The 23,735-nt window shown below is 72.8% G+C and carries 19 protein-coding genes and 1 pseudogene; 10 read left to right on the top strand and 10 right to left on the bottom strand.

Features of this window, described 5'->3' with window-relative positions; all coding sequences use genetic code 11:
* Nucleotides 1-299 precede the first annotated feature (299 nt).
* Nucleotides 300-1,667: a hypothetical protein gene (locus VF746_14005; GenBank protein ID HEX8693531.1), complete on the top strand. Its 1,368-nt coding sequence runs from the start codon at nt 300-302 to the stop codon at nt 1,665-1,667.
* Between the two features lie 314 nt (nt 1,668-1,981).
* Here the strand turns inward: VF746_14005 and VF746_14000 are convergent, their stop codons facing one another.
* Entirely contained in the window at nt 1,982-2,686 is a 705-nt protein-coding gene (locus tag VF746_14000) for a D-Ala-D-Ala carboxypeptidase family metallohydrolase (protein ID HEX8693530.1), read from the bottom strand.
* A 733-nt stretch (nt 2,687-3,419) separates the two neighbouring features.
* Here VF746_14000 and VF746_13995 point away from each other — a divergent pair.
* Nucleotides 3,420-4,241, top strand: a complete 822-nt coding sequence (locus VF746_13995; GenBank protein ID HEX8693529.1) for a GNAT family N-acetyltransferase — start codon at nt 3,420-3,422, stop codon at nt 4,239-4,241.
* Nucleotides 4,242-4,491: 250 nt separating this feature from the next.
* On the opposite strand, the gene VF746_13990 is transcribed toward VF746_13995, so the two are convergent.
* On the bottom strand, nt 4,492-4,989 hold the full coding sequence (locus tag VF746_13990) for a hypothetical protein (GenBank protein ID HEX8693528.1): 498 nt from the start codon (nt 4,987-4,989) through the stop codon (nt 4,492-4,494).
* Between the two features lie 194 nt (nt 4,990-5,183).
* Here VF746_13990 and VF746_13985 point away from each other — a divergent pair, with 194 nt between their 5' ends.
* Both VF746_13985 and VF746_13980 read left to right on the top strand, forming a co-directional pair.
* Nucleotides 5,184-7,787, top strand: a complete 2,604-nt coding sequence (locus VF746_13985; GenBank protein ID HEX8693527.1) for a PAS domain S-box protein — start codon at nt 5,184-5,186, stop codon at nt 7,785-7,787.
* Between the two features lie 111 nt (nt 7,788-7,898).
* The gene (locus tag VF746_13980; protein ID HEX8693526.1) at nt 7,899-8,384 is read left to right on the top strand and encodes a cupin domain-containing protein; all 486 of its coding nucleotides are present in this window, start codon (nt 7,899-7,901) and stop codon (nt 8,382-8,384) included.
* 173 nt (nt 8,385-8,557) lie between these two features.
* Here VF746_13980 and VF746_13975 read toward each other — a convergent pair whose 3' ends face one another.
* Complete coding sequence (locus VF746_13975; protein ID HEX8693525.1) at nt 8,558-9,160, bottom strand: hypothetical protein; 603 nt, start codon at nt 9,158-9,160, stop codon at nt 8,558-8,560.
* A 118-nt stretch (nt 9,161-9,278) separates the two neighbouring features.
* Here VF746_13975 and VF746_13970 point away from each other — a divergent pair, with 118 nt between their 5' ends.
* On the top strand, nt 9,279-9,950 hold the full coding sequence (locus tag VF746_13970; GenBank protein HEX8693524.1) for a Crp/Fnr family transcriptional regulator: 672 nt from the start codon (nt 9,279-9,281) through the stop codon (nt 9,948-9,950).
* A 119-nt stretch (nt 9,951-10,069) separates the two neighbouring features.
* Here VF746_13970 and VF746_13965 read toward each other — a convergent pair whose 3' ends face one another.
* The 4 genes and pseudogenes from VF746_13965 to VF746_13950 form a co-directional block, all read right to left on the bottom strand.
* Nucleotides 10,070-11,434: a DUF805 domain-containing protein gene (locus VF746_13965; GenBank protein HEX8693523.1), complete on the bottom strand. Its 1,365-nt coding sequence runs from the start codon at nt 11,432-11,434 to the stop codon at nt 10,070-10,072.
* A gap of 88 nt (nt 11,435-11,522) precedes the next feature.
* On the bottom strand, nt 11,523-12,278 hold the full coding sequence (locus VF746_13960) for a TetR family transcriptional regulator (protein HEX8693522.1): 756 nt from the start codon (nt 12,276-12,278) through the stop codon (nt 11,523-11,525).
* Between the two features lie 298 nt (nt 12,279-12,576).
* Nucleotides 12,577-13,644, bottom strand: a complete 1,068-nt coding sequence (locus VF746_13955; protein HEX8693521.1) for a DUF885 domain-containing protein — start codon at nt 13,642-13,644, stop codon at nt 12,577-12,579.
* 83 nt (nt 13,645-13,727) lie between these two features.
* Nucleotides 13,728-14,183: pseudogene (locus VF746_13950) on the bottom strand (DUF885 family protein).
* A 549-nt stretch (nt 14,184-14,732) separates the two neighbouring features.
* Here VF746_13950 and VF746_13945 point away from each other — a divergent pair.
* On the top strand, nt 14,733-16,415 hold the full coding sequence (locus tag VF746_13945; protein ID HEX8693520.1) for a VWA domain-containing protein: 1,683 nt from the start codon (nt 14,733-14,735) through the stop codon (nt 16,413-16,415).
* 132 nt (nt 16,416-16,547) lie between these two features.
* On the opposite strand, the gene VF746_13940 is transcribed toward VF746_13945, so the two are convergent.
* Entirely contained in the window at nt 16,548-17,108 is a 561-nt protein-coding gene (locus VF746_13940) for a pyridoxamine 5'-phosphate oxidase family protein (GenBank protein ID HEX8693519.1), read from the bottom strand.
* A 163-nt stretch (nt 17,109-17,271) separates the two neighbouring features.
* Between VF746_13940 and VF746_13935 the strand changes: the two genes are divergently transcribed.
* Nucleotides 17,272-18,147 carry a DMT family transporter gene (locus tag VF746_13935; GenBank protein ID HEX8693518.1) on the top strand — a complete coding sequence of 292 codons (876 nt, stop codon included), beginning with the start codon at nt 17,272-17,274 and terminating at the stop codon, nt 18,145-18,147.
* A 353-nt stretch (nt 18,148-18,500) separates the two neighbouring features.
* Here VF746_13935 and VF746_13930 read toward each other — a convergent pair whose 3' ends face one another.
* Complete coding sequence (locus tag VF746_13930) at nt 18,501-18,800, bottom strand: hypothetical protein (GenBank protein ID HEX8693517.1); 300 nt, start codon at nt 18,798-18,800, stop codon at nt 18,501-18,503.
* A 363-nt stretch (nt 18,801-19,163) separates the two neighbouring features.
* A complete protein-coding gene (locus VF746_13925) occupies nt 19,164-21,509 on the bottom strand; it encodes a prolyl oligopeptidase family serine peptidase (protein HEX8693516.1) in 2,346 nt (781 codons plus the stop codon).
* Between the two features lie 214 nt (nt 21,510-21,723).
* On the opposite strand from VF746_13925, the gene VF746_13920 reads away from it, so the two are divergent.
* From VF746_13920 to VF746_13910, 3 genes are all read left to right on the top strand, one after another.
* Nucleotides 21,724-22,500, top strand: a complete 777-nt coding sequence (locus tag VF746_13920) for a hypothetical protein (protein HEX8693515.1) — start codon at nt 21,724-21,726, stop codon at nt 22,498-22,500.
* Between the two features lie 123 nt (nt 22,501-22,623).
* Nucleotides 22,624-22,986 (top strand): DUF6665 family protein, encoded by a 363-nt coding sequence (locus VF746_13915; GenBank protein HEX8693514.1) that lies wholly within the window; start codon nt 22,624-22,626, stop codon nt 22,984-22,986.
* Between the two features lie 107 nt (nt 22,987-23,093).
* A complete protein-coding gene (locus VF746_13910; GenBank protein ID HEX8693513.1) occupies nt 23,094-23,666 on the top strand; it encodes a DinB family protein in 573 nt (190 codons plus the stop codon).
* Nucleotides 23,667-23,735: the final 69 nt, after the last annotated feature.

Genomic DNA, 23,735 nt, shown 5'->3' with positions numbered 1-23,735 from the left:
AGAGACTATTGAGGAACCGCTCCTTTGGTGTTTCAGCACGCGAAATCAATCCCAAATCCGTGGCTGATTCCCTCTGCGGAGGCTCTGTAGACCACCCAGTAGGACCTCCGAGTGCGCCAAAGTGACGTTTCTCAAAAGTCTCTAAGGCGGCGGGTGAGGGCCCCCGCCGCCGCCCGGACTCACCCGCCGTCCCGCATCTCCCCCCTCGCTCGTTCTCTCCGGACGAACTTCCACCCAGCCGCGGCCGTGGACCGAAGCGTCCACGACGGCGAATCCGTCCATCCACCGGAGAAGCGAACATGGCCCGACGGCTCGACGCGCTGCTGGGGCCGCCGGCGCTCGGCGCGCTGGCGCTGCTGCTGCTGAACGACTTCGTCCTCAAGGCCGCCTTCCCGGGCGCGCTCACGGGCAAGCTCTCCGACTTCGCCGGCCTCTTCCTCTTCGCCGTCTTCTGGTCCGCGCTCTTCCCGCGGCACCGTGCCCAGGTCGCGCTCCTCGCCGCCGCCGGCTTCGTGCTCTGGAAGTCGCCCCTCGCGCAGCCGGCGATCGACGCCTGGAACGCTCTGGGCCCCTTCCCCGTCGCCCGCGTGGTGGACCCCACCGACCTTGTCGCCTTGCTCGTGCTCCCGCTCGCCTGCGCCTGGCGACCCGGGCCGCGCGTCGGCCCGGCGGCGCGGCGGCTGCTGGGCCCCGCGGCGGCCGCGATGTGCTTCTTCGCGTTCGCGGCCACCTCGCGGGCGCTGCCGCAGATCCTCGTCCCCGACGCCACCTACGACTTCCCCTTCTCCCGCGCGGAGCTGCTCCGGCGCATCTACGAGCTGCGGCTGTCGTACGAGGACCTGGGCACTCCCCCCGAAGCCAGTCCGGAAGGCCCCGACCGGTTCCTGCTCTCGCTGCCGCCCGTCGGCACCCCGCGGCAGGGCGGCCACGACCTGGACGCGGTGCTCCTGGAGCTGGAGGCGAGCAGCACGCCCACGGGGAGCGCCCTCTACGTGGTGAGCGCGGGGAGCTTCGGCGCCAGGCTCCACCCCGACTCGGTGCGCGCCGCCTTCGAGCGCCGGGTGGTGGAGCCGCTGCGCCGGGGCGAAGCCGCCACGGTGCACGCCGGGCCCGAGACCGCGGGCCGCGACGAGCACTTCCGCCCGCGGGTGCTTTCGCCCGCCGCGCTCACCGAGCCGCGCGGGCGCGTCACTGTCTCGCTGGCGCGGCCGGCGTACGTGGCGCTGGTGGAGGTCACCCCCGAGGAGCGCTGGCACCTGATCTACCCCACGGGCGACGCCGACAACCGGCTCCTCCCCGCCGGCACCCACACGCTCGTGACGACCTGCGCGAGCTCCACCGTCCGGCCGATCCCCCCCGAGCAGGACGTGCCGGTGTGCGGCGTGGCCCGGCCGGTGAGGCCCGAGGAGGTCCGCCTCCGCACCGCGAGCCTCCGGCACTGCACGCAGGCCGGACCGCCGCGGGGGCGCGTCGTCTGGCCCGGGAAGCTGATGATGCTGGCGGCCGAGAAGCCGATCCGCCGCGAAGAGCTCGCGCGTGCCGTCGAGGGGCGCTGCCTGACCAGCCTGATGGTGGAGAACGTCGGCGTCGGCGGCCCGCTCCACATCCTCGGCAAGCGTGCCGACGCCGGGGCCTGGGCGGGGGCGGAGTACGTGCTGCGCCGCTGATCCCATTTTGCGGAGGATCGTTCGGAATCGAGATCCGTAACGGAATGCCTCACACGGAGGAAACGGGGAAATCGGCGCGGGTGCCGAAAACGCTTGTAAATCCTTGATGTTCCGGAAGGCCTACCGGACTTTCCGCGCTGAAATGCCGCGTTTTCGCGGCAAACCTATCCTAGGACCTATCCCATCAAGGCCGCGATTCGCGTCTCGGACCACCGGTGCGCGGGGGCGGCGGGGACAAAGCCCCTTCGCGCCCGTCGGAACATCCCACACCGCGGCGCATCCACGAGATCGGCCGGGCGCGATGAATCGCGCCGCTACTTATGATATCGGGTGATTTTCCCGATCTCGGGACCTCTGGATGGAGCCGGGACGTCGTTGGCCCGACAGGGAAATGAAGCACCGCGATGATCGGCGCCCCAACCGCGATAGCTGCGCGCGTCGATATGAAAACGCCGGCCGCCATAGATTCCAAGGCCAATCCCAGCGCGTGCGCCTTCTCGCTGGTGAATGGCGCACAATGTGGAAATCAAACGATCACGCGTGACCGCGCGGTCTACGGGAAGCAGATCGATGGCATAGAATTCCTTGTGTGCACTGGCCGGCGCCCCGCCCACGCAGGCATTGAACGCCGGATCGCGATAGGCCGAGACGACCCGCACATCACCAATCGCCGGCTCGACGTGATCGCGGATGAAGCGCAGCACCGGGATAATGTTCGGCCAGTCCTTGTCGGGTGGAGCGACAAAGGGCTCGACGAGGCACTTCGGTTTCAAACGGTCGGCGATCCACAGATCGTACGCAGGAACGACGCCTCCCACGCCAAGCGCGCTCAGCATTGCCTCGAAACGAGCAAAGGCTTCAGCCCTGGCGGGGGCCTCACTGCTCCACCGGCGGAACTCAGCCTCGGTCGCCACGGGACGGCGCGCCGCGACACACCCTGCAGCGAGCACCGCGAGCAACACAACCCATCGCGACCATCGGCGTTCGCGCATCAAATCCCCCTGTTCCAGCCGCTCCACCTTCCGCGCGAGCCACATCTGGCAATGACGCGTCAGCCGTTCCGCCGCCCCCGCCGTAGCCGACGAATATCTCCGCCTGGTGACGGAAACGCCGTGGTTTGATCTGAATCGAACGAGCATGGTAGACGCTGCAAAGAACCGATGAACGCTCCGCCTCCGTCTCGAGCACCTCCGACGTGTGCTCGTCGGGGAAGCAGAAGTGCATGTCCGCGCCCAAGTGCTACACCAGCCGTACACCGGCTCTGCAGGCGGCGGTAGCAGGGGCGCGCGTCCAGCGCTCGCGGTCCACCGCGCCGAGCAGCCTCCCGGTTCCCGGCGCCACCACCAGCAGGAAGCGGCTGCATCCGCTCCGCCACCCGGGGCCCCCGTGCGGCCTCCGGCACTCGCAGGGGCGCGGGCGGCAGAGGCGCGCCGCAGCATGCGGGCCTTTCTCACCGAGGCCGAGCGAGGCCAAAAGAAAGCCGCATGAACCTATCCCATACCTATCCCAGCCCGGCTGGGTGCCGGATTGTTCCGGGTGGCGCAAGTTGCGGCCAGAGCGCTGCTTAGCGGGTTGCGGAGCGATTGCTGAAACGGGTTCGGCGGTGACACGGAGTCAACGGAGTTGACGGAGGAACTTCATTGCTGTTCTCCGTTGACTCCGTTAACTCCGTGTGAGACCCCTATGATCCGTCACCGTAGGCGGGAAGGGGTATCGTCAGCTCCTTCCTCTCATGCGCGAGGAGAGCAAGCGGTGGAATTCAGGAGAGCGAGCGAGTACGGCGCGAACGAGCTGCTGGCGCTGTGGAACGCGGGGTACACGGGCTACTTCGTGCCGGCCGAAGCCACGGCCGAGCGGTTCGCGCGGCACTTCGAGTGTGCGCCGGCTGACCTGGAGCGCTCGGTGGTGATGACGGTGGAGGGGCGGCCGGCGGGGTTCTCGTACCTGGCGCAGCGCGGCCACCGCGGGTGGATCGCCGGGGTGGGGATCGCGCCGGAGTTCCGCGGGCGCGGGCTGTCGTACCCGCTGATGGAGGAGCACGTCCGCCACTTCCGCGCGTGGGGGCTGCGCCACGTCCAGCTCGAGGTCTTCGTGCAGAACTGGGCGGCGCGCGTCTACGAGCGCGTGGGCTTCCGCGCCACCCGCCGCCTGCCGCTCCTGCGGGGCGCCACGCCGGTGGCGGGCGAGGCGCTCCCGGCCGTCCCGCTGGCCGCGGCGCTGGAGCACCACGCGCGGCTGCACGGCGAGTGGCCGGCGAGCTGGAACCGCGAGCCGCCCTGGCTCGCCTGCGCGGCGGGGATGAACGCCCCGCCGCACGTCGTCGTAACGGGCCCGGAGGAGCGGCCGGCGGGCTATCTGGCGGCGGCGGCCGAAAGTGACCCGCTGTGGATCATGGACGCCGCCGCCCTGGACGAGGCCGCCGCGGCGCGCCTGCTCGCCTCGCTGGGCGCCGCGCACCCGGGCCGGCCGGCGGTGATCGTCAACGAGCCGGAGGGAAGCCCCGTGCACCGCGCCCTCCTCGCCGCCGGGTGGGCGGAGGAGTCTGCGCAGCTCGAGATGCACTGGACGGGGTGAGACTCACGGGTTGCCCTCTCGGAGCCACGGGAGAAGGAGACACCTGGAAGGCGCGCGGCGAAACGGATGCGGAAGGGGATGCGGTTGAAGCCTCGCGGGGTCTGCGAGGCTTTCCGTTGTCCCGGCGGGTGTCTTCAGGCACTCGCCGCCGGGACACTCGCGCGCCCCGGCATTCGCGCCAGGCGCGGAGGACGCGTCCGAACGAGCGGTTTGCGGGGGCCCTTGCACTTCGCCTTGCCGGACCCGCCGCTCAGCCCCGCGCGTTCCGGACCGCGATCATGGCGTTCTCGTGGCGGGCGCGCGAGGCGTCGGAGAGCGTCTGGAAGCGGCGGCTCTCCTGCTGGATCGCCTCCTGGAGCGCCAGGAACTCGCGGCTGAGCTCCGCGACCCGGCGCGCCGTCTCCCGCGGGTCCGGCGCGGTGTCCGGGGCGCGGCCGGCCGGCGGCTCCACCAGGGCGGCCAGGGCGGCCGCGTGCTCGCCCAGGCGGCGGCGCACGTCCGCGAGCCAGCGCATGTGCCGGGCGTCGCGCGGGCCCTGGCGGGAGTCCAGGCCGGGCACCGGCCGCAGCAGGCTGTCGAGCGCGGCCACCGCGGCGCGCAGCGACTCCAGCCGCGCGCGGGCCGAGTCGAGCGCGGCCTGCGTCTGCGGCGAGGCGGTCCGCTGGGCCGCCGCGCGGGCGGGCAGCGCGGCTAGAAGCGCGAGCGCCGCCGGGATTGCGGCGCGGAGCAGGGACCGGGACGTGGGCATGAAGACCTCCGGGAGGGAAGCGGACGCGAGCGTCCCGGGGCAAAGGTAGTCCGTTTCCAGGGGAGGGGCCAGCTTCCGCACGGGCGCCCCGTCCCCGACTCCGCCGCGGGGCACGCCCGGATCTTGCAGGACGTTCCGCCCTTCCCAACGGGCTCCTGCCCTCTCCCACCGACGGATCAGCGCACCGACGGAAAATGACCGACGCGCCCGCGGCCTCGGACGCAACCCCCTCTGCCGGCCCTCCTTCCGCCGGCCCGCACCGCCTCGCGGACCTCCCCCGCACTCCCGCGCTCGCCTGGGTCGCGGCGGTCCTCGCACCCGCGGCCGCCCTGGGAGTGGCGCTGGTGCTCCCCGGCGTCTTCGAGACCAACTTCTTCTTCCTCTTCCTGGCCGGCGTGGTGGTGTCCGCCTGGCTGGGCGGGCTGGGCCCGGGGCTGCTGGCCACGCTCCTCTCGGCGCTGGCCATCCCCTTCCTCCTGGAGCCGCGCCACCGCTTCGCCATCCACGACGCAGGCGATGTGGGAAAGCTGGCCGCCCTGGCGGTGCTGGGCGGGATCGTCTCCCTCCTCTGCGACCGCATGCGCCGGGCGTGGCAAAGCGCGGAGCGGCAGGCGGAGGAGAACGCGCGGCTGGCGATGCAGCTCCAGGAGCAGACGGTGGAGCTGGAGACGCAGAGCGAAGAGGCCCAGGCGCTCAACGAGGAGCTGGAGCAGCAGATCGAGGAGGCCACCGCGCTCCGGCTGGAGCTGGAGGCGGCCAACCGGCAGCTGCGCGCCGCCGGCGCCGAGGCCGACGCGTCGCGGCTCAGGCTGGCGAGCGTCCTGGAGACGATGGTGGAGGGGGTGGCGCTGGTGGACCCGGAGGGGCGCATCACCTACGCCAACGCGGCCGCCGCGCGCATCCTGGGCGCCGAGCGGCCGCGCGAGCTGCACGGGGTGCGCTTCGACGACCCGCGCTTCCACCCCGCGGGGCCCGACGGCGCGCCGCTTCCCTCCGACCAGGCCCCGGTGGCGCGGGTGCTCAGCACCGGCCGGCCCGTGGCGGCACAGGAGGTGGAGATGCGCGCCGACGCTCGCCGCTCGTTCCTGCGCGTGGGCGCCGCCCCGCTCCGGGGTTCCGAGGGGGCGCTCACCGGCGTGGTGGTCTCGTTCGACGACGTGACGGCCGATCGCGAGGCGGAGGCCGCGCTGCGCGAGAGCGAGGCCCGCTTCCGCGCCATGGCCGACAGCGCCCCGGTGCTGATCTGGACCGCCGGGCCCGACGGGCGCTGCGACTACTTCAACCGCCCCTGGCTGGAGTTCACAGGCCGCGCCCTGGAGCAGGAGCTGGGCGACGGGTGGATCGAGGGGGTGCACCCGGACGACCGCCCGCGCTGCCTGGCCCTCTACCGTTCCGGCATCGAGGCGCGGCGCGCGTTCCAGGTGGAGTACCGCCTGCGCCGCCGGGACGGCGAGTACCGCTGGGTGCTGGACCACGGGGCGCCGCGCTTCGCGCCCGACGGCTCGTTCGCGGGCTTCATCGGCAGCTGCATCGACATCACCGAGCGCCGCGAGGCCGAAGAGCGGCAGCGCTTCCTGGCCGAGGCGGGCACCGTGCTGGCCTCGTCGCTCGAGTACGAGGAGACGCTGCGCCAGGTGTGCCGCCTGTCGGTGCCGGCCGTGGGCGACTTCGTGATCGTGGACCTGCTGGACGACGACGGGGGAGTGCACCGGGTGGACGCCGTGCACGCCGACCCCGCCGCGGAGCCGCTGATGGCGGTGCTGCGCCGCCATCCTCCCGACCTCTCGCGCGGCTCGGGGCACCCGGCGGCCGGGGTGCTGCGCACGGGGGTGCCGAAGGTGGCCAACGACCTCGCCCCGGGCGCGCTGGACCCGGTGCTGGGCGACCCGGAGCACCGCGCCGCGATCCGGCGGCTGGCGCCCACGGCGTACATGGTGGTGCCGCTGGTGGCGCGGGGGCGCATCCTGGAGGCCATCACCTTCTCGGCGGCCGGCTCGGCTCGGCGCTACGACGAGGCCGAGCTGGTGCGGGCCGAGGAGCTGGCGCGGCGGGCGGCGTTCGCCATTGACAACGCGCGGCTGTACGAGCGGGCGGTGGAGGCCAACCGCGCCAAGGCCGACTTCCTGGCGGTGATGAGCCACGAGCTGCGCACGCCGCTGAACGCCATCATCGGCTACACCGACCTCTTCCTGTACGGCGTGCCGGCGCCGCTCCCCGACGCGATGCGCCCGCAGATGGAGCGGGTGAAGAGCGCCGCCCGCCACCTGCTGGAGCTGATCGAGGAGATCCTGACCTTCGCGCGGCTGGAGGCGGGGCAGGAGGAGGTGCGCGCGGCCCGCGTGAGCGCGGCGGCCGTCGTGCAGGAGGCGGCCGCGCTGGTGGAGCCGCTGGCGCTGGAGCGGGGGATCGCCTTCCGGGTGGAGGGCCCCGAGCCCGACTTCGCGATGGTGGCCGACGCCCGCAAGGTGCGGCAGGTCCTGGGCAACCTGCTGGGCAACGCGGTGAAGTTCACCGAGCGCGGCCGCGCGCTCCTCCAGGTCCGCCGCGAGGGCGGCGAGGCCGTGTTCGTGGTGAGCGACACGGGGATCGGCATCGCCCCCGGGCAGATGGAGCGCATCTTCGAGCCCTTCTGGCAGGCCGACCAGGGGCTGATGCGCTCGCACGGCGGCGCGGGGCTGGGCCTGAGCGTCGCGCGCCGCCTCGCGCGCCTCATGGGCGGCGACGTCACCGCGGAGAGCGCCGTCGGCGAGGGGAGCCGGTTCACGCTGCGGCTGCCGGTCGAGTACGGAAGTACGTGAGTACGGAAGTACGAGGTACGGGGTACGAAGTACGGGGTACGAGACTGCACCTCCACCCGGACACCTCGCCTCGCCTAAATTCGCACTTCGCACTTCGCACTTCGTACCCTTATGCACCCCCGCGCCGCCAGCCTGATCCGCGAGCTCGCGCTCCAGCCGCACCCCGAGGGCGGGTTCTACCGCGAGGTGTTCCGCTCCGCGCTGGGCGTGCGGCCCGACGACGGGCGGCCGGCGCGCTCGGCGCTCACGGTGATCTACTTCCTGCTCGCCGGAGGCGGGCACAGCCGCTGGCACCGGGTGGCCTCGGACGAGGCGTGGTGCTGGATCGAAGGCGACCCTCTGGAGCTGTTCCGCGTCGACGCCGACGGGGAGGACTGCATCCGGGAGATGCTGGGCGCGCCGGGCGAGGAGTGCGAGGGGGTGCGCGTGGTGCCCGCCGGCCAGTGGCAGGCGGCGCGGACCACGGGAGATTACACGCTCGTCTCCTGCGCGGTGGGCCCCGGGTTCGACTTCGCCGACTTCGCGCTCCTCGCCGACCACCCGCTCGAGGCCGACGCCGTCCGCCACCGCTTCCCCCACGTCGCCGGGATGATCTGAGCGGATGGTGGGTGATCCGTAGGGGCGAGGCATGCCTCGACCGGCGGATGCCGGCTCACGCGCGGCAGGCGGCCTCTTGCGCAGGGGCCGCCTGTGCTCGGACTCGCATGCTCGCCCCTACGAGTCACAGCGCGTCCAGAAGGCAGGGCGCTAGCCTTCGCTTCCGCCCCGCGTCAGTGCTCCCGCCCGCCCGCGCGGTGGTCGCCGCGCTGGAAGGCCAGGAACTCGTGGACGGCCCGGAGCGCCTCGGGGTCGGCGGTGCGGATGCGGACCTCGCCGCCGCGCGGGAGGTCGCGGTAGGTGTAGGTGATGACGCCGCGCCTGGCCGCCATCGACGCCGCGCCGGGGACCTCGCGCATGTGCACCGCCGCCGGCGCGCTGAAGTCGCCCCGCGAGAAAGCGCCGGCGATCTCCCGGAGGTGCCGGCGGATCGTCGCGACCCCTTCCGGATCGTCCGCGTCGCGCTGCAGCTCGATGCGGCCGCCGTCCGGCAGCGCGTCGAAGCAGTGCGTCGACGTGTACTGGTCCACGCCCATCACGATCTTCCCCCGCGCCTGCACCCCGGCGAAGGCGCTGTCCGCCGCCCCGCCCGCGTGCTGGTGGCCGCCCTGCGCGTGCGCCGCGTGCCCGGCGTGGGCCGCGTGATCCGCGTGGCTCATGCTCCCGCCCTCCCCCTGCATCCCGCCGCACCCGCCCGTGTGCCCCCCGTGCTCCTGCGCGGCGGCGGGGGCGGCGGCCAGCAGGAGCGCGGCGGCCAGCGTCAGTGTCGTCCGCATCGAGATCTCTCCGGATCGAAGTCTTCGTTCAGGTTCGCATGCGCCGGGCCTTTCGTCCCGCGCGATCCCGAATGTAGACTGCGGGGCCCCGTCGCGAAGGAACCTGGGTTCCATCCCCGTGATCGACGAGACGCTGCTGGACCGCGCGCGGATCTTCCGCGACCTGAACGCCGCCGCCCGCCGCGAGCTGGCCGCGCGCGGCGTGGCGCGGCGCTTCGCGGCGGGGGAGCTGCTGTGGGCCGAGGGGACGCCGGCGCGCGGGCTGTTCGTGGTGCTCGCCGGCCGCGTGCGCGTGGTGCGCGCGCCCGGCGGACGGCAGCACGTGATCCACGCGGAGGGAGCGGGCGCCACGCTCGGCGAGCTGCCGCTCTTCGAGGGCGGCGCCTACCCGGCCACGGCCGTCGCCGCCGAGCCGACGCTCTGCCTGGTGCTGGACCGCGCGACGATCGAGGCCGCCATCGCCGCGGACCCGTCGCTCGCGTTCGCGCTGCTGCAGGGGCTCGCCCGCCGCGTCCGCACGCTCATCGCGCGCCTGGGCGCCGTGCGCGGTAAGAGCGTGCGCGCGCGGCTGGCCGGCTGGATCGTGCACCGCGCGGAAGCGGAGGGCGCCTTCACCCTCGGCGCCACCCAGGCCGAAGTCGCCGAAGAGCTGGGCACCGTCCGCGAGGTGGTGGTCAAGGAGCTGCGCGCCCTCCGCGCCGCGGGCATCCTCCGCTCCGCCGGCCGGGGCCGCTGGGAAGTGGCCGACCCCGCTCGGCTGCGGGAGATCGCGCGCGACGGCGAAGGCTGAGCATCCCACGAAAAGACAACCGCATTTCTCACGCAGAGTCAGCAGAGGAAGCAGAGAGCTCACCGCTTTCTGTGGTTCTCCTCTGCTACCTCTGCTTCCTCTGCGTGAGGCAAGGCCGTTCAGCCGTTGACGGCAGCCTCCGACTCGCGCTCCACCTGCTGCAGCACGCGGGCGTGGATGCGGTGCAGGAGCCACTCCGCGATCGGCCGCCAGTACGCCTGCGGGTGGATGTCGAGCGTGTACCAGGTGCTCCCCTCCAGCCGCGTCCGCCCCCCGGGGAGCTCCACCAGCCGGAACTCGCCCCGCACCGAGCGGAAGAAGCCCCGCACGTGCGGCGCGTAGACCGTGCGGTACGGGCTCCACTCCTCCAGCGCGGGCGGCTGCTCGGTCACGTCGAACGCCAGGCGGCGGGGCGCCTCCCACGCCGTGATCGGCTCCACGAAGGCGCCCGTCGAGAACTCGCAGTGCCGCACCGCGCCCACCCCCGAGCCCACGATCCGCGCGCGGACCGGGTACGCCACCCCCAGCCGGAAGGGGAGCCCGGGGCGCGCCTCGATCTCGCGGAAGCGGATCACGTTCTCCCACACCCGCTCCGGCGGCGCCTCCACCACGATGCTGGTCACCGCCTCGTAGACCGGCGGGGGCGGCGCCGCCCGGTCGCCCACCGCCGCCATGGGGAGGAGCAGGAGGCTGTACGCCGTGCTCGCCGGACGCACCCGGCCGTGGACGGCCACCGCCCGCCCCACCGCGCCGCCCAGCAGCCCCACCACCGCGCAGATGGGGAACGCCATCACCAGGCACACCGCCCCCTCCAGCGCGAAGAGGATGAGCGAGCCGCCCACCAGGAATAGGCTCAGCAGCACCACGCTCCGGGTCTCCCGGCGCGTGCGCGGGTGGCCGTGGTTGTGGATGTAGGCCGAGAGCAGCCCCAGCACGAACGGCGTGGCCAGGAAGAGCGAGAGCCCGTAGCTCTCCAGCGCCAGCGCGTTCAGCGCCACCGCGGCCACGCCCACCCCGATGCTGACCGCGACGGCCAGCAGCGCGCTCCGGAAGCGGTCCGCCACGGTGTCGGGAGCGGGGTGCATCGCCCACACGACGCCGGGGCGGCCGGGCGCCGCCGCCAGCCACAGCATCAGCGCGTAGTTGGCCACCGGCGCGAAGAAGAGCAGCGCCAGCCACGGCGAGTGCCCCGCGTCCACCGCGCGCCTGAGCGTCATGCTCACCCCGATCCACACGAAGGGGAGCGACCACGCCACCAGCGCCACCGCCAGCCAGGCGGGGAACGCCGCCACCTTCTCGGAGCGCAGGCTCATCAGCGGGCTCAGGTAGTCCAGCGGCGTCCACACCTGCCGCGTCACCAGCCAGACCACCCCGGCGTCCACCGCGTACTTCGCCAGCATCAGCGACGCGCCCGTGGTCAGGTACATCCGCCGATCGACGCGCTCACGGAAGCCGAAATAGCGCTGCAGGGCTCGCGTGGTCACAAATTCCTCCCGGTCAGCTTGGAAGAATCAACTGCGGTTCTGGGCGTGTCCCTCCGCTGCGCTCCGGGCCGGGCTGCGCGCGCATCCCTCACGCGGGTGGCACATCCGCAGGTATCGTCGTGGGAGCGGCCGGCCCTGTCCCGTCGTCGCGCAGCTCGCGCAGCAGGCGCAGCGTCGTCTTGCGCAGCGGAGCCAGCAGCAGGTTGCCGGCCAGCCTCACCAGCCGGGCGACCAGCTCCACCGTGCGCTCCATGAGCCTCCAGGTGCGCGCCCGCCCCGGCGAGGCGTCGTGGATCCAGAAGAGCACGATCCCCATGTGCCAGGTCCACAAGAGGCCGGGGAGCTCCGCCGCCAGGTCCGCCGGCACGCGCACGTCGTCCGCGCCGCGCACCACCTCCGCGAACAGCGCCGTGGCCTCGGCGCGCACCGCGGCGGACTCGGGGCTGAAGGGGTTGAGCGGGCTCTTCGGGTCGGCGGCGGTCTTGAAGAGGATCCCCGCGAAGCGGTGGTACGGCTCGATCGTCTCCAGCTTGGCGCGCATCAGCCCCAGCAGCCGCCGCTGGAAGCCGCGCTCCCCCGCCAGCACCCCCCGCGACGCCTCCAGGTGCTCCTGGTGCGTGCGGGCGTAGAAGCCCTGGATCAGCTCCTCCTTGCTGCGGAAGTAGTAGTACGCGCTCCCCAGGGCCACCCCCGCGCGCTCGGCGATGGCGCGCATGGTGGTCTCCTCGTAACCGCGGTCGCGGAACAGCTCCAGCGCCGTCTCCAGGATCAGCGCCCGCGTCTGCTCCCCGCGAACCGTCCGGGCGGCCGTCGTCGCCGTCTCCGTCGTGCTCGAGTCGACCAACTGGCCCTCTCCTGATTTTGAACACGTTCAACTCTCCCGGCACGCAGGATAATGCGCGCTCTCGCCGAGGTCAAGAATTCTGTTGAACGCGTTCAAGCCCATCCCCTGACCCCTTCCGAAACGCGAACGCCGCCCCCGCGGGGACGGCGTTCCGTGATGGCCATCGTCGCGCACTCGAAGTTGAAGCCTCGCCCGCACCGAATCCCGCGTTGCACGGAACCCGGCCAGGCGAGGCTTTCTGCAGTGGTTGCCGCGGCTTCAGCCGCCTTCGACCATCTCTTCCCCCGCCCTCACCCCTCTACAGCGACGGCCCCGTGTCCCCCGGGATCATCACCTGCCGGGCGAGGGAGACCGGGAGCCCCAGACGCAGGAAGCGGTCGTGGAACTCGCGCAGGCTGAAGCGCTGGCCGCGCGACTCCAGCCAGCGCCGGTAGTCCTCGCGCAGCTTCAGGATCTGCATCCTCCCCAGCGCATAGTAGAGGTAGGTGGGGTCGCCGGTGCCGCGCTGCGTCTCGCGCAGCGCCGGGAAGGGGGCGAAGAAGGCGATCTCCTCGAAGCGCTTCGCCGCGTCCTCCACCGAGCCGCCGAAGGCGTGCATGGAGAGCCCCGCGTGCCAGCGCGCGTGCCGCTGCAGCGCGCGCCGCAGCTGCGCCAGCCGCACCGCCGGGTCGCCCCCGCCCAGGCCCTCGTCCACCATCATCTGCTCCGCGTAGTGCGCCCACCCCTCCACCACCGAGGCGGGGATGAACACCTTGCGCACCTCGGTGGGGATCTGCGGCATGTACAGCAGCTGCACGAAGTGGCCGGGCATCGCCTCGTGCACCGTGATCCCCAGCAGCCCCGGGTAGTTGAAGTAGGTGAGGTGCTGCTCCTTCTGCTCGGGCGTCCAGGCCGGGTCCACGTTGGTGATGTTGAAGAACGCCTCGGTGGCCACCGTCTCGAAGGGCCCCGGCGTGTCCATCGAGGCGAAGCCCAGCCGCGCGTACGGCGGCGTCTCGCGCACCACCGGCATGCGCTCCGACGGCAGGGTGACGATGCCGCGCCGCACGATGAACGCCTTGATCGAGTCCAGCTGCCGGCGGGCGGTGGGGATCAGCTCCTCGGGCGTGGGGTGCACGCGGACCAGGGAGTCCATCACCTGCGCCGGAGTCCGCCGCGGGTCGATGCGGGCCGCCTCGCGCGCCACCCGGGCGTGGTAGTCGCGGATGGCGCCCTCGTTGATGCCCTGCAGCTCCTCGGCGGTGAGCGCCACGTGCTCGTCGTAGCGGAGCTTGCGCTCGAAGAGGTCCTTCCCCAGCCGGAAGTCGCCCTCCGCGCGCGGCACCACCTCCAGCTCGATCCACCCCGCGAAGCGCTCCAGCTGCACGATGGCCTGCCCCGCCGCCACCGACCAGCGGCGCCGGAGCTCCGGGTCGACCGTGGCAGCCCCTGCGCGGCGAGCGCCTGCTGCAGGTCGTCGCGGACGAACGTGGCGGTGCCGCGCACGTCGCCAACGGCCTGCTCGGCCCAGAGGCGGGGGACGGCGGCCGGGTCCAGGTTCTCGCGCGCGGCGGCGAGGATCGCGGGGAGCGCGGCCAGGCGCGCCATCATCGCCTCCAGCCGCTGGGGGAGCGGCGCGAACTCGCGCGAGGAGAGGGTCGAGATCCCGTACGCCACCTGGCTGTTGTAGAAGCCGGGGTCCTTCCGCCAGGGGCGCACCTCCTCCACATCCAGCAGCTGCGCGCGGATGGCGTGGTCGAGGATCTGGTAGTCGAGCGCGGCGTCGCCCGCGAGCGCCGCCCGGTCGATCCGCCCCAGCCGCTCCAGCCACCCGCGCAGCTCCGCCGTGCGCCGCTCGATCCCGGCGCGCGAGACGTCCGGCATCCGCGCGTCGTGGGCGTGGACGCCCAGCGAGGTCGCCTCCACCGGGTTGCTGGCGTAGTGCCAGTCCAGGAACTCGCGGGCGAAGCGCTCGTACTCCGCCTGCGCGGCGCCGGGCGCGGCCGGCGCCGGGGCCGCGGGCGCCGCCGCGGCGCGCTCCGGCCGAGGGGAGGCGCACGCGGCGGCCAGCAGGAGCGCGGCGAGCGTGGATGCGAGTCGGAGCCTCACGGATCTTCCCTTCCGGTGGTCGAGAATCGTGACGGGGATCCGCGGAAGCGCGCCGGCTGTCCCCTGTCCCCTGTCCCCTGAAGTTAGCCGTCCCGCGCCCGCCCGCCACCCGCGTCAGATCGAGGCGCCCCTCTGCGTTCATTGAACGCGACCCGGGTCCACTGAACACCGTCCGAACGCCGCGGGCAGCGGCCGCGCCCGCGGGGCCAGATCACACGCAAGTGCTGGAGGACGCAGGAGTTGCGGGCGTCCGCGCCGGAGGGCCGGCGCGGGTACGCCCGATGCCCCCTCGCGCGCCGCTCCGCCGCGGCATCGACCCCGGCGGGAGGCGCCAGCCCGACTCCCACTCGAACGGAGAAGGCACCGATGTGGACCAAACGACACCTCACGCCCCTGCTGCTGGCCGGGGCGCTCGCCGTCCTGGGCGCCTGCGCCTCCGAGCGCGGCCGCTCCGACACCGCCACCGTCACCCAGGAGAGCGTGGGTGCGGCCGCCCCGCAGCCCATGGTCGCCGCCGACATGATGGAGGTCGCGCCGCCCGTGGACTACGACGCCGCCGTGCGTGGCGTGCCCGGCGCGGCCGACACCGCCGGGTTCAATCGAGAAGGGTACCGCCTCATCCGCGAGAACGAGTTCCAGGACGTGACGCTGCACCCGCTCTCCACCTTCGCCATCGACGTCGACGCGGCCTCGTACAGCAACGTGCGGCGCTTCCTGACCGAGGGGCGGCTGCCGCCGGCCGACGCGGTGCGCCTGGAGGAGCTGATCAACTACTTCGAGTACGACTACCCCGACCCCGAGGGCGAGCACCCCTTCTCCATCACCACCGAGGTGTCGGCGGCGCCGTGGAACCCCGCGCACCGGCTGGTGCACGTGGGGCTGCAGGGCCGGCGCATGGAGCGGCACAGCCTCCCGCCCGGGAACCTGGTGCTCCTGGTCGACGTCTCCGGCTCGATGGACGAGCCCAACAAGCTGCCGCTGGTCAAGGAGAGCCTGCGCCTGCTGGTGGAGCAGCTCCGCCCGCAGGACCGCGTCTCCATCGTGGTGTACGCGGGCGCCGCCGGGCTGGTGCTGCCGCCCACGGCGGGCTCCGAGAAGGGGCGGATCATGCGGGCGATCGACGACCTGCAGGCGGGCGGCTCCACCGCGGGCGGCGAGGGGATCGTGCTGGCCTACCGCACCGCGCGCGAGGCGTTCATCCAGGGCGGCAACAACCGGGTGATCCTGGCCACCGACGGCGACTTCAACGTGGGCGTCTCCAGCGACGCCGAGCTGGTGCGGCTGATCGAGCGCGAGCGCGAGGCCGGCGTCTTCCTGACCGTGCTGGGCTTCGGGACGGGGAACTACCAGGACGCCAAGATGGAGCAGCTGGCCGACGCCGGGAACGGCAACTACGCCTACGTGGACGGCGAGGCCGAGGCGCGCAAGGTGCTGGTGCGCGAGATGGGCGGCACGCTGCTGACCATCGCCAAGGACGTGAAGGTGCAGGTGGAGTTCAACCCGGCGCGGGTGCGGGCGTACCGGCTGATCGGCTACGAGAACCGCGCGCTGGCGCCGGAAGACTTCCAGGACGACAAAAAGGACGCGGGCGAGCTGGGCGCCGGCCACTCGGTGACGGCGCTGTACGAGGTGGTCCCCGTGGGCGCGCCCACCCCGGTGCGGGGCGCGGGCCCGCTGCGCTACCAGGAGACGCGCCCGCGCGCCGGCACGCGCCAGACCGGCGAGCTGCTGACGGTGGCGCTGCGCTACAAGCAGCCCGACGGCGAGACGAGCCGGCTGATCGAGCGCCCGGTGGCCGACCGCGGCGCCGCGCTGGAGCGCACCTCCGACGACTTCCGCTTCGCCGCGGCGGTGGCCCAGTGGGGGCTGCTGCTGCGCGACTCGAAGTTCAAGGGCACGTCCAGCTGGTCCGGCGTGCTGGGGCTGGCCCGCGGCGCCCTGGCCGACGACCCGGGCGGCTACCGCGCCGAGTTCGTGGGCCTGGTGGAGCAGAGCCGCCAGATCGCCGCCCGCGAGCGGCGGGATGAGGATCGAGTCGCGGGGAACTGATCAGTACGGAAGTACGGAAGTACGGAAGTACGTGAGTACGAGGCCGGTCGGCGCGAGGAGGGACGCTCCTCGCGTCGACCGGTTTCGCTGTTCGTACTTTCGTACTTTCGTACTTTCGTACTTCCGTAATTCCTACCGGTGCAGCTCGGCGTGGTCCAGCGTGCGCACCGAGCCGATGCGGGGCTCCTGGCCGGTGACGATCCCCTTCACCACCTCGAAGAGGACGACCGGGCGCGGGGTGTCGCTCTTCATGTAGACCACGCTCTCGGCCTCCACCAGCACCAGGGTGATGCGCGGGTCCTCGGGGCCGCCGTCCCGCTCGCCGCCCTCGTCGGCGAACCAGGCGCGCCAGTCGGGCTGGTAGAGGCGCCGCACCAGCTCGCGGTCGCGGGTCGCGCGGGCCGTGCCGCTCACCGACACCCACTCGCGGGTGCGGTCGCGGTAGTAGGCCAGGTTCACGTGCGGGTCGTGCTCCAGCTCGTCCAGCTTGCTCGCATCGCCGTCGGTCACGAACCAGAAGTCCGCCACGCCGTCGCGCTCCTGCGTCTGCATCGGGCGCGAGACCAGGTGCCCGTCGGGGCGGCGGGTGGTGAACATGGCCACCTCGATCCCGTCCACCAGCGCGTAGAGATCCTCCAGCTTCTTGTCGGTCGGGACCGCCTCGGCCCCGTGCGGCGCTTCGTCCATAGCCATCGTACATTCCGCCTGTTTAATGTTTGCCAAACGTTGTGAGGACGAAGACTGTCGCAGCATGCGTGCCGGGCGCGGTCCAGCCTTGCCGCGGGACGGCGGGCCGAGCATCGTACCGCCTCGCCGCGCGACCGAACCCCCACCGCCGAACCGGACTCCAGCCGCCGTGGCATCCATCCGACACCGACTCGAGATCCTGGGGGCCGCGCTCCTCTTCTCCACCGGCGGCGCGGCGGTGAAGGCCACCGAGCTCACCGGCTGGCAGGTGGCGGGGTTCCGCTCGGGGGTGGCGGCGCTGGCGCTCTTGCTGCTGGTGCCGGCCGCGCGGCGCGGGTGGACGTGGCACGCGCTCCCGGTGGGCGCGGCGTACGCCGCCACGCTGGTGCTCTTCGTCACGGCCAACAAGCTGACCACGGCGGCCAACGCCATCTTCCTGCAGGCCGCGGCGCCGCTCTACGTGCTGCTGCTGTCGCCGCTGCTGCTGCGCGAGCCGATCCGGCGGCGCGACCTGGCGTTCATGGCGGTGGTGGTGGCGGGGCTGGTGGTGTTCTTCGTGGGCGCCGAGGAGCCGGCCGTCACGGCGCCCGACCCGCGCACGGGGAACGTGCTGGGGTTCCTGAGCGGCGTCTGCTACGCGCTCACGCTGATGGGGCTGCGCTGGATGGGCCGCCGCGGCGAGGACGGCAACGGGCTCCCCACGGTGGCGGCGGGGAACGTGATCGCCTTCCTGGCGTGCCTGCCGATGGCGCTGCCGGCGGCGGCGCGCCCGGTGGACTGGGCGGTGGTGGGGTACCTGGGCGTCTTCCAGGTGGGGGCCGCGTACGTCCTGCTCACCGCGGGGATCCGCCACCTCTCGGCGCTGGAGGCGTCGGCGCTGCTGCTGCTGGAGCCCGCGCTCAGCCCGTTCTGGGCGTGGCTGGTGCACGGCGAGCGCCCCGGCGCCTGGGCGCTGGCGGGCGGCGCGCTGATCCTGGGCGCCACCACCGTGAAGACCTGGCAGGACGCCCGCCGCGCCCCCGAGCCGGACGCGGCGCCGGCGTAGAAGCCCCCTTCGGCGCCCGTCCGGCGGCTGCGCCGCCGGGGAGACCCCCTCCCCCGCGCGGTCCTCGGCTGCTCGTTCCTCGCAGCCAGAGGACGCGCTCCCCTCCCCCGCTGCGCGGTAGAGGGGAAACACCTCGGCGCTTCGCGCGACGAAACCGGGTGCGGTATTTGGGGTTACGCGGTTGAAGCCTCGCGGGGTTTGCGAGGCTTCTGCAGTTGTTGCCGCGGCTTCAGCCGCCCAGCACGCAAACGCAGCGGCGGCACCCGCCCGGGTGCCGCCGCTTTCCTCGTCGTCGAGGGAGAAGACCAGTTTTTTACCGTCCGGCGCCCGTCAGGGAGGGGGCGCCGCCGCCGTCAGACGCGGTCGTCGCGCATGGCGCCGGCCAGGATGCCCACGGCCCGGAAGCACTTGTGGCAGTACAGCGCGGCCGCGTACTCGCCCTCGGGGTTGGTCACCGAGGCGAACCCGTTCGGGTCGATCTGCGGCTCGATGAACGCCAGGACCTCGATGGTGTCGGGGCCGCAGAGCGGGCACGGCACGTCCGACGGGTCCTTGCGATACGCCATCAGCAGCTCCAGAGCCTCGGCATCGGTGAAAGGCCCCTTCGGCTGCGGCAGCGTCTCGGAGAGCTCCTTCGCGATGCGGTTGGTCATGGTCTTCCCTCCTCTAAAGAGGCCCTCGACTGCGGGTCCCTGAATCTCCCGTGTCGTCGTCTCCCGACCTTTCGCAACCCGCGTGCCACGCCCGGACCATCTAACCCCTTGCCTGACAACTGTTTGCTTCCTGAACAGCGAACGCGGGCGGGGCGTGTTCGCCCACCCGCGCGGTGCCCCCGACGCTCTCGCTATCTGTTGGACCGGAACGGCTATGCGTAAAGCGTGCCAATCAGGGCGTGTTCTAGAGTACGGGAGTACGAAAGTACGAGGTACGGAAGTACGAACGGCGGGCCGGCGCGACGCGAGGCTCGGCGCGCACCGAACCGCTTTCGTACTCACGTACTTCCGTACTTTCGTACTTCAGTTCCCTGCCGCCGCCGCCGGCGCCCCGGGCCGCAGCGTGCGCTCGAACAGCTCCAGGATCCGGCGGTACTCGTCGGTCCACGACTCGGGGCGGGTGAAGGCGTGGTCCTCCACCGGGTAGACGGCCAGCTCCCAGTTGGTCTTCCCCAGCTCGATCAGGCGCTCGGCCAGGCGCACCACGTCCTGGAAGTGCACGTTGACGTCCACCATCCCGTGCGCGATCAGCAGGTCGCCCTTGAGCCCCTCGGCGAAGTAGATCGGCGAGGAGCGGCGGTAGGCCAGGGTGTCGTCCTGCGGCTGGTTCAGGATGCGGCTGGTGTACCAGTGGTTGTAGTGCGCCCAGTCGGTCACCGAGCGCAGCGCCGCCCCCGAGCGGAAGACGTCGGGCTCGGTGAACATCGCCATCAGGGTGATGAACCCGCCGTACGAGCCGCCGTAGATCCCCACGCGCCGCGGGTCGACGCCCTCGTTCGCCACCAGCCAGCGCACGCCGTCCACGTGGTCGCTCAGGTCCTTGCCGCCCATGTGGCGGTAGATCCCCGTGCGCCACGCCGCGCCGTAGCCGGCCGAGCCGCGGTAGTCCACGTCCAGCACCGTGTAGCCGCGCGAGGCCAGCAGGTGGTGGAACATGTACTCGCGGTAGTAGGTGCTCCAGCCGCGGTGCGCGTTCTGGAGGTAGCCGGCGCCGTGGACGAAGAGCACCGCCGCGCCGTTGGGGGCCGCGCCCAGGTCGCGCGGGCGGAAGATGCGCGCGTGCACCCGCGCCCCGTCGCGCGCGGGGAAGGTGACCACCTCCGGGCGGATCCAGGGGCCCGCGCGGAACTCGGCGGTGGTGGAGCGCGTCACCCGGCGCGGCTGGGCCCCGGCGCGGTTGGGCATCAGGTACAGCTCGGGCGGCTCGTTGGCCGTGGAGTGCAGGAGCGCCACCCAGCGCTCGTCGGGCGAGACGAACGACTCGGTCCACCCCTCCAGCGGCGTCACCCGCGTCCGCGCGCCGCCGGCCGCGGACGCCGCGTACAGGGCCCGCTCGCCGCGGTGCGTCTCGCTGGTGGTGATCCAGAAGGTGCGCCCGTCGCGCGAGCGCTCGACGTCGGTCACCTCCCACTCGCCGGCGGTCACGGGGCGCGCGTCGCCGCCGCCGGAGGCGGCGGTGTAGAGGTGCGCCCAGCCGCTCCGCTCGGAGACGAACCAGACGCGCTCGTCGGGGAGCCAGCCGGCGGAGAAGAGACCGGGGCCGCCCACCCAGGCGTCGTCGCGCAGGTGGTCGACGGTGGCGGTCTTCCCGTCGGGGCCGGCCACGTAGATCCAGCGGTCCTTGTAGTCGAAGGGGATCCCCAGGAGCAGCGCCCGGTCGGAGCGCGGCGCCCAGCCGACGGCCGTGAGGGTCACCTTGCGCTCCTTGGCCTCGGGCTCCACCCAGGCGAGCTTTCCCGACGCCAGGTCGACCACGGCGACCTTCTGGAACGCCTGCACGTCGCCCACCTTGGTGCGCACGTTCTGCGGCTCGGTGTAGCCGGTCTCGGTGACGAAGTTGGGGACCAGCGTCTGCCGGTCGCCCTCGGCGCGCTCGCCGACGCCCAGCAGCAGGTAGCGGCCCGAGGGGGAGACCTCGGCCGAGGTCAGGGAGGCGTTCTTCCCCAGCCAGAGGGGCTGCACCTGGCGCCGGAGCGAGTCGACGGCCTCGCGGTGGAGGCGCTCCTCGCGGCGGTCGCGCACGGCGTCGAGCAGCTCGCGCTGCTGCTGCTCCAGGAAGCGCCGGTTCCCCTTCGCCGTGTCTGGCCGGGGGGCGGCGTCGAGCCGGATGTCGGTGAGCTGGCGCAGCGGGCCGCCGTCCACCTCCACCGCGAACAGGTTGTTGCTGGAGACGAAGTAGACGGTGCGCCCGTCGGGCGAGAGGTGCGGCCAGCGCTCGCGCACCGGGGTCTGCGTGATGCGCCGCTCACGGCCGGTGGCGTCGACCACGAAGACGTCGCCGCGGCGCTCGACGGCGCGGCGGGTGCGGTCCGCCGTCCAGCGCCCCTCCTGCGCGGGGGCGATGCGCTCGGCCACGGAGTCGGCCAGCGGCTCGGGGGCGCCGCCGGACGCCGCGGCGCGGTAGACGTGCGTGGCGGTGTCGCGCGCCTCGGGGTCGCGCCAGCGGAAGTAGACCCAGCGCGAGTCCTCGGACCAGCGCACCTCGTCGGGCGAGCGCCCCACCAGCAGCTCGCCGCGCATGATGTTGCGCACCGACAGGTCGAAGGTGCGCGCCGGCGCGGGCGCCGCCTGCTGGGCGCGCGCGGCGGAGGCGCAGCAGAGGACGGCGGCGGCCGCGAGCGCCGCGCGCGGGTGTCTCGGGAAGGTCATGGCCACTACAGAAATCGGGGGACGGGAAGCACTTCGGCCGGCAGTATACGGAATACGGGCGCCTGATACAACGAGCCCCCGCCGGGGTTCGCCGGGCGTGCGAAGAAGCTTGCGAGGAGGGGAACGGGCGATTAGAAGAACAGGAATCTCGCCGCGGGCCGCGCTCCACTCGCATCACGGCCCCGTCTCCCCACTCCACACCGGAGCGTCCGCCATGAACACCTACGACGCACTTCGGTCACTTTCCACGCGCGGAACGAGCCGCGCGGGCCTCGGCAGCCTGCTCTTCGCCGCGCTCCTCCTCGGCTCCGCGGGCTGCGGCGGGGACGACTCGGGGCAGGCGGACTCGCGGGAAAAGCGCACCGTCGGCGGGACGGCCGAGGGGACGGTGGAGGCGCCGAAGGAGGGGGCGGCGCTGGCCGAGAGCGGCGCCCGCGCGGCGGAGACGCGCACCTACACCAATGGGCGCGAGGCGCTGATCCCGAAGCTGGCGGAGAACTTCGTCCCCTTCTCGTTCGAGTACCCGGCCACCTGGAAGGTGCTGGAGCGCGGCGACCAGCCCGACGACGTCAACTTCGTGAAGGTGGAGCGCGGCACGCCGGACGGCTTCACCTCCGAGAACTTCGCGGTGGGCTACGTGTCGCTGCCGCCGGGGACCGAGCGGAACCCGGCGGTGCTGAAGCAGTTGCTGGACACGTTCGAGGCGCAGTTCAGCACGGGCTTCCCCAACTACCGCCGGGTGTCGGACGACCGGACGACCGTGGGCGGGCGCGAGGCCACGGGCTTCCGCTTCGCCGCGCACGCCGAGAACACCCCCCGCGGCCCGGTGGACCTGTGGGGCCGCATCCTGGTCCTCCCCGGCGACGACGGGCGCGGCGTGGTGCTGATGATGATCGGCAGCCCGGTCGAGTCGGTGCTGCGCGGCCCCGAGGACGTGGGCGAGAAGGGCGATCTTCCCACCATCCTGCGCTCGTTCCGCATGGGCCGGTAGGATACCGCCGGGGATCACCAGGACGCGCGCCGCCCGGCCCAGCCCGGGCGGCGCGCGGTTTTTGCCTCCACACGGGCTCGCGTCGCCACGTGTCGACGGTAGATCTCATGAGCAGGTGATCGGATGGTCTTCCGGAAGCCGCGCAACCTCCCGGTGCAGCCGGGCTCGGGAGGCTTCGACGTCCTGGAGTACGAGCTCCGCCAGGAGATGGCGGCGACGCTGGCGCGCCTGGGCCGGCGGCTGGACGCGGCGCTGAGGGAGCTGGAGGCGTTCGACGCGTCGCGGCGGGATGGTCGGACGCCCGCGGCGGGAGATGCATCTGAACGGGAGGCGCTGGTCGCCGCGGCGGGCGAGGCGCTGTGGTACTACGTGGTCCAGCGCGAGGTGTGCGGGATCGGGGGGACCGACGCGATGCTGCGGGAGCTGCGCGTCTCGCGGGAGGTGCAGCTGCGGATGGGGTTCTTCCCGAAGGACCGGGGCAGGTAGGTCGCGCCCCGTCCCACGTCCGAGCGCACCCTTGCGCTTCCCGGCCCCGTCGCTCGAGCTTGGGATCGTTACGATGGATTCCCGCTCCCCCGCCTCTGCCTGACGCCATGCTGAGCGTTGACCCACCGACCACCCGAGCGGAGATCGTCGCCGGGCTGGAGCGGCTGCACGAGGAGAGCACGCGCTACTGGAGCGCGTTCTCCACCGAGGCGTTCTTCCGCCCCCTCGGCGCCGCTTGGTCGCCAGCGGACAACGTGCGGCACCTCACGAAGGGGAACCGGGCGGTGGCGCGGGGGCTCTCGCTCCCGCGGCTCTTCGTCCTGGTCGCCTTCGGCCCGTCGTTCCGCCCGTCCCGCACGTACGCGGAGCTCGTCGAGACCTATCGCGCCGCGCTCGCCGCCGGGGGGCGGGCGGGCCGCTTCGCCCCGAGCCCGCGCACGCCGCCGGCCGACCTGGAGGAGTGGAGGGAGGAGATCATGCGGCACCGCGAAGAGGCCGCCCGGGCCCTGGTGCGCGGCGTCGAGCGCTGGAGCGAAAGGGCGCTGGACCGCTGCCGCCTCCCCCACCCGCTGCTGGGCAGGCTCACCGTCCGGGAGATGCTCTTCTTCACCCTCTACCACAACCTGCACCACGTCCACGTGGTCGAGCGGCGGAAGAGCGAGGCCGCGGCCGGCGCCTGACGATGCCTGCCGGTCGCGGTCGAAAAGCGGTTGAAGCCTCGCGGGGTTTGCGAGGCTTTCCGCCGTTGT

Origin of the sequence: Longimicrobium sp. (assembly GCA_036389795.1) — a bacterium.
GTDB lineage: Bacteria > Gemmatimonadota > Gemmatimonadetes > Longimicrobiales > Longimicrobiaceae > Longimicrobium.
Note: the sequence above shows the minus strand (reverse complement) of the source record. Positions and strands in the feature narration are given on the sequence as shown.

Excerpts from the sequence above, each read along its gene's own strand:
- VF746_13945 (HEX8693520.1), top strand. The coding sequence starts at position 14,733 with ATGTGGACCAAACGACACCTCACGCCCCTGCTGCTGGCCGGGGCGCTC.
- VF746_13930 (HEX8693517.1), bottom strand. The coding sequence starts at position 18,800 with ATGACCAACCGCATCGCGAAGGAGCTCTCCGAGACGCTGCCGCAGCCG.
- VF746_13990 (HEX8693528.1), bottom strand. The coding sequence starts at position 4,989 with ATGCCCACGTCCCGGTCCCTGCTCCGCGCCGCAATCCCGGCGGCGCTC.
- VF746_13915 (HEX8693514.1), top strand. The coding sequence starts at position 22,624 with ATGGTCTTCCGGAAGCCGCGCAACCTCCCGGTGCAGCCGGGCTCGGGA.
- VF746_13920 (HEX8693515.1), top strand. The coding sequence starts at position 21,724 with ATGAACACCTACGACGCACTTCGGTCACTTTCCACGCGCGGAACGAGC.
- VF746_13925 (HEX8693516.1), bottom strand. The coding sequence starts at position 21,509 with ATGACCTTCCCGAGACACCCGCGCGCGGCGCTCGCGGCCGCCGCCGTC.
- VF746_13910 (HEX8693513.1), top strand. The coding sequence starts at position 23,094 with ATGCTGAGCGTTGACCCACCGACCACCCGAGCGGAGATCGTCGCCGGG.
- VF746_13940 (HEX8693519.1), bottom strand. The coding sequence starts at position 17,108 with ATGGCTATGGACGAAGCGCCGCACGGGGCCGAGGCGGTCCCGACCGAC.
- VF746_13985 (HEX8693527.1), top strand. The coding sequence starts at position 5,184 with ATGACCGACGCGCCCGCGGCCTCGGACGCAACCCCCTCTGCCGGCCCT.
- VF746_13980 (HEX8693526.1), top strand. The coding sequence starts at position 7,899 with ATGCACCCCCGCGCCGCCAGCCTGATCCGCGAGCTCGCGCTCCAGCCG.
- VF746_13975 (HEX8693525.1), bottom strand. The coding sequence starts at position 9,160 with ATGCGGACGACACTGACGCTGGCCGCCGCGCTCCTGCTGGCCGCCGCC.
- VF746_14005 (HEX8693531.1), top strand. The coding sequence starts at position 300 with ATGGCCCGACGGCTCGACGCGCTGCTGGGGCCGCCGGCGCTCGGCGCG.